This is a genomic window from Aerococcus sp. 150760013-2, assembly GCF_053627715.1.
Window position 1 is genome coordinate 45,376 of sequence record NZ_JBSEYI010000015.1, and the last position, 9,653, is coordinate 55,028.

A 9,653-nucleotide genomic window follows, 5' to 3' on the forward strand; every position below is an offset into this window, starting at 1 on the left:
ACCAAAATCGGGTTTGACCCTCCAGAAAGGACTGCTTTTCAGATTAGATTGCAAAGTTTCCTTTCTTGGCGTCGGCTCTTACACCTTCAAAAGCCGAACAATTACTGCGAGTAATTGGCGCATTTTGGGAAGTGTCGGAAGAACTTGACTTATGAAGCCCAATATAAGACCGTTATTGGCCAAAAAAAGGGGGATGTGAACTTCATGTCACGTCTCTTTTTTCTTGGAACGACATCATTTATAAAACAAATCATTAGGAGGATATTATGCGCGTAAGAAATAAACCGTGGGCAAAGGACGCCATGGCAGAACATAGAGAATATGTCATTTTAGAACCGGAAACAATGCAAGGGAAATGGCAATCTGAATTTAAAAACGACCATCCTGTTCATTTAGAAGTGGGAACTGGTAAGGGGCAATTCATTATTGAGATGGCCCGCCGTAATCCAGACGTGAACTTTATTGGTCTTGAATTACAAGATTCAGTATTAGTGATGGCGATGGAGAAAGCTTTGGAAGGTGAAGTGTTACCTAATTTACGCTTTATTTTAGGGAATGCCCTTGAACTATCTACTTATTTTGAAGAGGGTGAAGTGGCCAAGTTATTCTTAAACTTCTCTGATCCATGGCCAAAAGCGCGTCATGCGAAACGTCGTTTGACTTTTAAAACCTTCTTGGACCAATATAAACATGTCTTACAAACAGAAGGTTACCTGCAATTCAAAACAGATAACCAAGGATTATTTGAATATTCACTGACTTCAATGTCACAGTATGGCATGGATTTCTTAGAAATTTCGTTGAACTTGCATGAGTCGGATATTGAAGGCAATGTCCAAACAGAGTACGAAGAAAAATTCTCAGCCCGTGGCTTTAGAATTAACTATATGTTGGCTAAATTTAAATAGAAAAAATGAGGGACTGTGACTTCAATTGTCATAGTCCCTCAATTATTCTTACAGCTTATAAAAATCTAGAAAGTTGCCGGTACTTGGGTCTGCCATAAATTCGTATTGAACTAATTCGTTGTCTTCTGTACGAGAGATTCCGCCGTAGAAGACTTCTTGTTTTTGGCCAAAGCGTTCTGCTTGAATGGGTTGTAATTCAATCCAAGAACCTTCGATGGTACCTGGGTCGGTGAATAGGGCTTTGGCTTTTTGAAGGACGTCATTGCCGTCTACTTTTTTAGAATGGTCGGCTACTAATGCGCCTACAACGCCACCGATAACTAGTCCGCATCCAAATAGGAAACCTGCTAGTAGGACGTCGTCACGTTTTGTTGGTTGTTGGTTGTATTGATTAGACATATAATCGCTCCTTTGTTGTCATAAGGGTGAATAAGTGAATCTATTTCGATAAGTGATCATGAACATATTATAACAATCATGGCTGGCAAAATATAGTTTTACCTATTCATAATTGTTTGGCGTATATGGCGGATTTGATTTTGTGAAGTGATTTCAAATAATGGCGGAACCATTTATGCCATGGTGGAAAGGCTTGGCTGTCGGGGAAAATGATTATTTTTCACAGTCTATTATTATTTGCACTTTTATGACTAGGAGTATATAATCGAGTAGAATATTATACGTTTTAATAGGACATTACCGGTCTAGTTGATGACTAGGCTTTTTTATTGGTTTATGTCGTAAGTTTTACTTAATTTTATTTTAAAAAAGAAATATGAAGGGGATTTTAACGAGTATGTGGATTAGTATATATAATCGAGATGGCGTCGGTGACGTTATCATGTTTTCCAAAGGGACATTAACGAGAGATCGTATTGCGACTTCAACAGTTGGAGATGTGACGCGTATTTTCAATAATGAAACGAAAGAAACAATGGGTTACAATATCCAAAATATTTCTAAAATGATTCAAATTGAAGGAAAGGGGCGTGTTCATTTAAGTCAAACACAATTAGACTTAATCAACCAATCCTTATATGAACAAGGTTTTGATACAATTCCTTTCAATGATAATCCGCGTTTAGTCGTGGCTGAAGTTTTAGAAGTGAAGGATTTAGAAGGTTCTGACCACTTGCATATTACGCAAACCAAAATTGGCCCAGATGAGGTTGTTCAAATTGTTTGTGGTGCGCCAAATGTCCGCGAAGGGATGTTTGTAGTGGCGGCCTTGCCAGGTGCTGTAATGCCAAATGGTCAAGTGATTTGGGAAGGTGAACTGCGTGGCGTTTCAAGCTACGGTATGTTAACTTCTGCATTTGAATTAGGTGTCGACCCTGAACATGTACGAAAAGGTATCCTTGAAATTAAAAATGACGTGCCAGTTGGGACATCATTTGATAAAATTAACAGTGAACATTTCGTTGAAGCTTAGCAGATATTATAAAGTCTGATTAGGCAAACTATACATGTATTGTGTTGGGGGTGAGTAGTTGAGTCGAGAGCATGACAAACTGAGACATTCTAAGGATAAATGGCAGCGATTTGAAGAGAAGTCCGCAAATCAGCCTGAACAATTTGTCCCATTTTATCATAAGGAGAATGATTCTTTGTTACACGAGAAAAATGACAATCCAATTACTTTCCCCAATTACATGAACTGGTATAACCAGGGGGAGGACCAATCTTCTGGACGGCAAATTCCGCCTAAAAAGACCTATCAAAGAGAGGGTCAAGGAGACGACCGTCAGCAGATGGATTATTATCTAGCCGAAAAAGATCATAATCACCGCTACCAACCCTCATATAGCAATTTTAACTATGCCAACAACGAAGACCGGGACACAAGACCAGTCGAAGATTCAGGGGTGCAAGAGGTCTTTAAAGCGGCCTCTGTGGACGACAAACGCCAGCAAAAATTGGACCGTTTACGTCAAGAGTTGCAGGAATATCAAGATTACCAATTCCGCAGACCTTTTCAACCGAATGATTTGCCGACAAATTGGACCAGTAACCGCCAAGATGCCAAGGCTGCTCGGTCATCCAAACGCAGCCATTTTCATTTTGAAGAGGCGGTTTCTGAACCTAAAGGATTCCAAGAAAAACGGCAAGCAACACCGGTTTCTGAAACCACGCCTGCAAGGGCCACTGTCCCTAAACGAGGGCATTTAAACCGTGGTCTGCAGAGTATTATGGCAGAGGAACCAGGGGGAAGCTTTAACCAGCCAGGAAGACAAGCTAAGTCGGGACATTATTCCTATTTTCCAGGCCAGGACAAGCCATCATTGACCCCATATTTAAAGAATAAACAAGCACAATCTAATCGAGGAAATGGAGATTTTAACGAGCATGAATAAAGAATTAACGTATCACTTCACAGGGATTAAAGGATCAGGCATGAGTGCCTTAGCCTTAATCTTGCATAATATGGGCTATAAGGTTCAGGGTTCAGACCAAGAAACTTACTTCTTTACCCAAAGGGGTTTAGAGAAAGCTGGTATTGAATTACTACCTTTTAACGCTGACAACATCCAAGAAGGTATGTTTATCATTTGTGGGAACGCTTTTGGCGATGACCATCCTGAAGTTGTCCGTGCGAAAGAATTAGGTCTTGACGTGATGCGCTACCATTTCTTCCTTGGTGAATTAATCAAAGACTACACTAGTGTAGCGATTACTGGTTCTCACGGGAAAACATCTACCACTGGTTTGATGGCACACGTGATGTGTGGTTTACAACCAACAAACTTCCTAATCGGTGATGGTACTGGTGCTGGTCAAGAAGACGCTGAATACTTTGTGTTAGAAGCGGACGAATACCGTAAACATTTCTTAGCTTACCACCCAGACTACGCGATTTTTACTAATATCGATTTTGACCACCCTGACTACTATGAAAACATTGACCAAGTATTTGCAGCGAATACGACTTTTGCTCACCAAGTGAAGAAAAAAGTCATTGCATACGGTGGCGATGCTTACTTACGTCAATTTGCTGACCAATCTGACTTGGATGTTTGGTACTACGGTCTTGAAGGTGGGGACAACCATATTGTGGCTTCAAATGTCGATCTAGCTACTGATGGCTCTCATTTCGATGTGCATGTAATGGGTGAATTCTATGGTCATTTTGACATTCCAACGTTCGGTGAACATAATGTGATGAATGCTTTATCTGTGATTGGTTTCTGCTACTTCGAAAACTTCCCAGCAGACCGTGTTGCAGAAGAATTACGTACTTTCGGTGGGGTTAAACGTCGTTTCTCTGAGAAGAAAATTGGCGATATGACTTTAATCGATGACTATGCTCACCATCCATCAGAAATTAAAGCGACGATTAATGCTGCCCGTCAAAAATACCCGAACAAGAAGATTATTTCTGTCTTCCAACCACACACTTTCAGCCGTACAATTGCATTAATGGACGAATTTGCGGGTGCTTTGGACTTGTCAGATGACGTGTTCTTATGCGAAATTTTTGCCTCTGCGCGTGAGAAGGACAATAAGCAAGTGTCTGTTTCTGACCTAGCTAATAAGGTAACAAAACCTGTGCAAGTATTACCATTGGAAAATGTATCACCATTATTAGACTATGATGATGCAGTCATGATCTTTATGGGTGCTGGCGATATCATGAAATTCGCTTATGCTTATGAAGACCTATTGGCAGACAGCCAATCAACTATCCACTAGAATAAAAGAATTGAAAGGTCAGCATTGTGCTGGCCTTTTTGCGAAGAGAAAGATTTTTATCAGCCTTGAGAGGAGGATTAGATGGTTTACCAAAAAGTGATTCAATTTGACCAAGAGAACCAGTTTCAAGATGGCTTGGCCAATGAAATCAAGCAACTAACCTGGTTGCATTATGAAAATCCGGATAAGGGGGAAGTCCGGCAGGTGCTTGAAGACTACCACTTGCCAGTCCATTTCGGGGAGTATGTCTATGACCAGTTTGAAACGTCTTGGATTGAGTATTACCGAAATGATGCCGGCGACCTATTTACCTATATCATTATCCAGTATCCTTATGGTCATGAGGTAATTAGCGAGAATACCTATCACACAGCCCCTCTGGTGATTGTTATGGGCAAGAATTTGGTGATGACTTTTATGAATCATACCAACATGCCTTTTATGTTGGATATCCAGCGGTTAAATTTTCCTTCTGACTTTCCGATGACCTCTGCCTACGCCTTTGTCATGTACATGTTTTATGAGGTGGCTCAGGCCCATATCGATGCGGTCACCATTATGCATGGCTTGATTAAGCAAGCTGAGGAGGAAGCCCGTCATTCTACTAAAAATAACGTGTCTTATGCCTTAATTAACGTCAATAAGGGGCTGGTATACTTATCCACCGCGGTCCATAATAACGCCAAGACTTTGAGCCGGATTAACCAATACTTTAACCAATTGGAAAACGACACCCGCTACCAGGAACGAGTCCTCAATAGGGTACAAATCGAGATGAACCAGGCAGTAACCATGATTGAAAACGACATGGCGGTCATTAATAAATTGAACGATATGCTGTCTAATGTCATTTCAAATAACTTGAACGATGTCATGAAACGGCTAACGGTTATTACCATTATTATGACCGTGCCAACGATTACAGCAGGTCTTTGGGGGATGAATGTGGCTTTACCACTTGAAGATAATGTCCACGGTTTTTCCATTATTTTAGTCGGTTCGATTATCTTGTCGGTTATTATTTACTTTATTATTGACCGGATCAATCTGTTTAAATGATTGCTTGGATTGTAAATTTTTTGAAAAATGACCGTTTACCTACCTAGTTGAAAGTAAATTATGCTAAGATAAAGACAATATAATCAAGGAGGCTATTATGGCTAAACAACAGATTAAAAAAGCAGTAATTCCAGCTGGTGGTTTAGGAACGCGTTTCTTACCAGCAACTAAAGCGATGGCAAAAGAGATTATTCCAATCTTGGATAAACCATCCATTCAGTTTATTGTTGAAGAGGCAATTGAAAGTGGTATTGAAGAGATTTTAATTATTACCGGACGTAACAAACGTTCAGTAGAAGACCATTTTGATGCAAACTTTGATTTAGAAGACAACTTGAAGCAAAAACACAAAGATAAGTTGTTGAAGATGGTTGAAGACACATCATTATTGAATATTCAATTCAAACGCCAGCACTATCCAAAAGGGTTAGGGGACGCTATTTTCCAAGCGAAATCATTCGTTGGTGACGAACCCTTCTTATTACTATTAGGAGACGACATCATGGTGAGTGCGCCAGGTGAAAAACCATTATCAAAACAAATGATTGATTGCTACCAAGAGCAACTAGATAATGACGTTGTATTGGTTGCCGGAGCAACTGTTTCAGCTAAAGAAACATCTTCTTTCGGGATTATGACGACATCTGGTGACGGCGAAGCGGGTATCTACAATATTGATAAATTTGAAGAAAAACCACAAAATGAAACCGAAGAAAAATTAGCGGCAGTAGGTCGTTACATTTTACCACCGGAAATTTTTGATGCCATTGAAACCGTTCCAGAAAATGACTTCTCAGGTGAGTTTGAATTAACAGATGCCATCAACCACTTAGCCAAAGGCAACAAGTTAAAAGCCTATGACTATCAGGGTGAATGGTATGAAGTTGGCGAACCATTAGGTTTATTAAAAGCCAGCATTCAATTCGCCTTACGTCACGAAGAAACGGCAGACGGTTTCCGTGACTACTTGAAAAATGACATTATTCCTACGCTAAAATAATTGAACTTAAAAAGCAGTAGCGCAACTTCAATCGCGCTACTGCTTTTTTCGATATTTTAATAGTTATCATCGTCTGGTGATAAGCCAGCGGCTAATATCTTCAGTAGTTGCCCGTTTTCCGCATTTTCATGCCAGCCTCTAAAGTGGTCAGACCCGGGTCCATAAGCATAGACATTGACGTCTTCACCCGTATGGTTACCTGTCGTCCACCCTGTATTAGAACGGCGGTCTACAATGTCTCGAATGGCTTGGGTCAAGCGGCTGACCTTTTCTTCGTAAGTATAGACATAAGTATGGTAGATAGACCGTAACTGGTTTTTCTCAGTAGAAGATAATTCAAATTGGATGTTACGACGAATTACTTCAACCCAGTCATTGGTTTCTTGGGTTAACTCAGCAATGTGTTGAGGAGTTGCTTTGACTTTTCGAATATAATCAGGCAACCAGGAATCGATATTATTAGTCCCCATAGACATCCCACCGGTTGCATGGTCAGACGTTGCAATGACAAGGGTATCTCCGTCTTGCTTGGCGAAATCAATGGCCACTTGAAAGGCGCCGGCGAAATCATCAATTTCACTCATGATCCCAACGACATCTTTATGGTGGGCAGCCCAGTCAATTTGACTCCCTTCAACCATTAGGAAGAAACCTTCATCACCAGTATCCAATCGGCGGATGGCAGAATGGACCATTTCACCAAGACTAGGGGTCACATTTGACCAACGATCAATAGCCATTGGAACCCCAAATTCGGAGAATAAACCAAGAACTTGTGGGTTGTGAGAATTGAAGAGTTCATGTTTGGTATGGACGATATCATAGCCAAGATTTTCAAATTCTTGGGCTAAATTTCGGTCTGGGCGGATAAAATGGTCACGACCCCCGCCAAGCATGACATCAATTTTTTGCTTACCTTCAATGGTATCGTCTAGGTATTGATCAGCAATATCAAAATAATCTAAGCGGCTTTCTACATGGGCCGCAAAACCTGCAGGCGTTGCGTGGCTGATTTCAGCGGTCACGACAATCCCTGTTTTTTTATTGTTCAATTTGGCAATCTCTAAGGCAGAGTCTACCCGGCTCAATTGTTTGTCTAGGCCAATGACACCATTCATGGTTTTGACACCAGTAGCCATGGCTGTTGAAGAGGCGGCAGAATCGGTAATTGTCGCCCAAGGGTCAAAGGAATAAGTGGATTGTTGGCCAACCAAATACTTGTTAAAGATACTTGGGTTTCTAAAGTGACCAACGTCTTGATGAAGATATTCCCGGTAGGCTGAGGCGAGTGAAACGCTCATCCCGTCGGACACCATGAAAATAATGTTCTTCGGTTGGTGGGGAAATTGCTCATTACTAGCTACCATAATTTATGCTGCTTCCTTTCAGTAATCACTTGTCAAATTGATGGTATTTTTTCAAATCAATACCATCTTTTCTATCCTATAATCCTATTATAAGTTAAAATAGAAAGGAATGCTAAAGAAAGAGGGATATAACATGTTACGGATTGATGCCGCAGTTTTACATATCTTTGATACCAACACCAACGAAGCGGTCTTATCACAGACACTTTTAGACCATAAAGAACAATATATGATTGAATATATTGACAAAATGATGACCAAAATCATGTACACGGCACAGCAAAAAGTAGGCAAGCTACCCGACAGAAGTCCAGCTAAGGAAATTTTAGTGGGCATGAATCAAGCAGAAAACTTCCTACATGGCACACAAAAACTGACCAACCGATTTTTCAATTTCACTAAATTAAACCCGGATATCAAACCAGCGGATTTACTGTGGACAGGATTCTGGCTAGACGAAGCCTATTTTATCGGCATGTTCAAGTTAAACCACAACGAATCTTACACCCACTATGTAGAGTATGACCAGGACAACTTGAAGAATGACCTGATTATCAACCGGGCCATTCTACCTAGCCCAACCCAAGCTATCGACGAAGGGTTCTTATACTGCATCGATACAGAAGAGTACTTCTTAATTGAGAAGAAACACCTGATCGAAGAATATGGGGAGCGAATTAACTATTTAAGTGAAATCTTCTTGGATATCCAAACCAACCCAAGTATGAAAGAATCAGTGAATATTATCAAAAAGGCCATCGCTAAAACCGCCAAGAAGTTTGGGGAAGATGACTATCAAGACCTGGCCGAGGTAAAACAAATTCTGCATGACACTATTCATGAAACACAAGCGATTGATAACCAAGCCATTGCTGAAGTTATGTACGGGGACAATTTCTCTCGTAAGCAAGCCTACTTTGAAGAAACCAAAGAGCAAGGTTTGGCTGATGAAACACCTTATATGCCGGAACTTTTGGGGAACAACATGCAACGACAAAAATTCAAGTTTGAAAACGGGATTGAATTATCCATTCCCTTAGACTTGTTTAATGACCCAGAAGTGGTTGAAATCAAAAATAACCCGGACGGGACACTTTCAGTCGAAATTAAAAATATCGAAAAAATCAAAAACATGTTCTAGATCATCATCATGGTCTATATGACGAATCACAATAGAAAGGGTCTACCCATATGTGGCAAAAATTCAAAGACTTAGGTTGGCGTGCCGCCTTAATCGTCTTCTTCGTGGTTTATATGATCACGATTTTAACAGTACCAAACCCAGAACAATTCCAAACGCCATTCCGCTTCATCTTCGCGGCCATCATCATCGTTGGCTTTGTAATGGAATTAGAAAAGAAACGAAAAAAATAGAGAGGTGTAACGAAAGTCGTTAAGACCCAACATGCTGGACAAAAAGCCGAAAAATTACTTCTGAGTAATTGGCGTATTTTGGGAAGCATCGGAAGCGTTTGACTTTTTGAACCCGATATTAAGACTATATGCATGATAAAAGGTCGCGAATTGTTTTTCGGGTTCTTTTACAAATAGTGTTGGTAAATAATTTCAAATATCACGAATACGTTATTTAGTATTTATTAATATGTAAATAAGCTTCAAAGAGAAAAG

10 protein-coding genes are annotated in these 9,653 nt (G+C 40.3%); 8 read left to right on the plus strand and 2 right to left on the minus strand.

Annotated elements, in window-relative coordinates; translation table 11 throughout:
- Positions 1–266 precede the first annotated feature (266 nt).
- On the plus strand, positions 267–908 hold the full coding sequence (trmB, locus tag ACUW85_RS08560; RefSeq protein ID WP_026465459.1) for a tRNA (guanosine(46)-N7)-methyltransferase TrmB: 642 nt from the start codon (positions 267–269) through the stop codon (positions 906–908).
- A 48-nt stretch (positions 909–956) separates the two neighbouring features.
- Here trmB and ACUW85_RS08565 read toward each other — a convergent pair whose 3' ends face one another.
- A complete protein-coding gene (locus ACUW85_RS08565; RefSeq protein WP_016897751.1) occupies positions 957–1,307 on the minus strand; it encodes a hypothetical protein in 351 nt (116 codons plus the stop codon).
- A 397-nt stretch (positions 1,308–1,704) separates the two neighbouring features.
- Between ACUW85_RS08565 and ytpR the strand changes: the two genes are divergently transcribed.
- From ytpR to ACUW85_RS08590, 5 genes are all read left to right on the plus strand, one after another.
- Complete coding sequence (gene ytpR / locus ACUW85_RS08570) at positions 1,705–2,340, plus strand: YtpR family tRNA-binding protein (RefSeq protein WP_065419877.1); 636 nt, start codon at positions 1,705–1,707, stop codon at positions 2,338–2,340.
- A gap of 175 nt (positions 2,341–2,515) precedes the next feature.
- A complete protein-coding gene (locus ACUW85_RS08575) occupies positions 2,516–3,262 on the plus strand; it encodes a hypothetical protein (protein ID WP_149358854.1) in 747 nt (248 codons plus the stop codon).
- Positions 3,255–4,598 (plus strand): UDP-N-acetylmuramate--L-alanine ligase, encoded by a 1,344-nt coding sequence (murC, locus tag ACUW85_RS08580; protein WP_149256151.1) that lies wholly within the window; start codon positions 3,255–3,257, stop codon positions 4,596–4,598. The genes ACUW85_RS08575 and murC overlap by 8 nt, the downstream gene beginning before the upstream one ends.
- Positions 4,599–4,679: 81 nt before the next feature.
- Entirely contained in the window at positions 4,680–5,657 is a 978-nt protein-coding gene (locus ACUW85_RS08585) for a magnesium transporter CorA family protein (protein ID WP_149256152.1), read from the plus strand.
- 97 nt (positions 5,658–5,754) lie between these two features.
- Positions 5,755–6,657, plus strand: a complete 903-nt coding sequence (locus tag ACUW85_RS08590) for a UTP--glucose-1-phosphate uridylyltransferase (protein ID WP_154836986.1) — start codon at positions 5,755–5,757, stop codon at positions 6,655–6,657.
- Between the two features lie 56 nt (positions 6,658–6,713).
- Here ACUW85_RS08590 and ACUW85_RS08595 read toward each other — a convergent pair whose 3' ends face one another.
- Entirely contained in the window at positions 6,714–8,024 is a 1,311-nt protein-coding gene (locus ACUW85_RS08595) for an alkaline phosphatase (RefSeq protein WP_154836988.1), read from the minus strand.
- 133 nt (positions 8,025–8,157) lie between these two features.
- Here ACUW85_RS08595 and ACUW85_RS08600 point away from each other — a divergent pair, with 133 nt between their 5' ends.
- Together ACUW85_RS08600 and ACUW85_RS08605 are read left to right on the plus strand one after the other, a co-directional pair.
- Positions 8,158–9,165, plus strand: a complete 1,008-nt coding sequence (locus tag ACUW85_RS08600) for a nucleoid-associated protein (RefSeq protein WP_236747934.1) — start codon at positions 8,158–8,160, stop codon at positions 9,163–9,165.
- A 50-nt stretch (positions 9,166–9,215) separates the two neighbouring features.
- Entirely contained in the window at positions 9,216–9,398 is a 183-nt protein-coding gene (locus tag ACUW85_RS08605) for a hypothetical protein (RefSeq protein ID WP_048726803.1), read from the plus strand.
- Positions 9,399–9,653 lie beyond the last annotated feature (255 nt).

Bases quoted from the DNA above. Each gene is read 5' to 3' on its own strand.
- ACUW85_RS08590 (WP_154836986.1), top strand. From the start codon at position 5,755: ATGGCTAAACAACAGATTAAAAAAGCAGTAATTCCAGCTGGTGGTTTA.
- ACUW85_RS08595 (WP_154836988.1), bottom strand. From the start codon at position 8,024: ATGGTAGCTAGTAATGAGCAATTTCCCCACCAACCGAAGAACATTATT.
- murC (WP_149256151.1), top strand. From the start codon at position 3,255: ATGAATAAAGAATTAACGTATCACTTCACAGGGATTAAAGGATCAGGC.
- trmB (WP_026465459.1), top strand. From the start codon at position 267: ATGCGCGTAAGAAATAAACCGTGGGCAAAGGACGCCATGGCAGAACAT.
- ACUW85_RS08600 (WP_236747934.1), top strand. From the start codon at position 8,158: ATGTTACGGATTGATGCCGCAGTTTTACATATCTTTGATACCAACACC.
- ACUW85_RS08565 (WP_016897751.1), bottom strand. From the start codon at position 1,307: ATGTCTAATCAATACAACCAACAACCAACAAAACGTGACGACGTCCTA.
- ytpR (WP_065419877.1), top strand. From the start codon at position 1,705: ATGTGGATTAGTATATATAATCGAGATGGCGTCGGTGACGTTATCATG.
- ACUW85_RS08605 (WP_048726803.1), top strand. From the start codon at position 9,216: ATGTGGCAAAAATTCAAAGACTTAGGTTGGCGTGCCGCCTTAATCGTC.
- ACUW85_RS08585 (WP_149256152.1), top strand. From the start codon at position 4,680: ATGGTTTACCAAAAAGTGATTCAATTTGACCAAGAGAACCAGTTTCAA.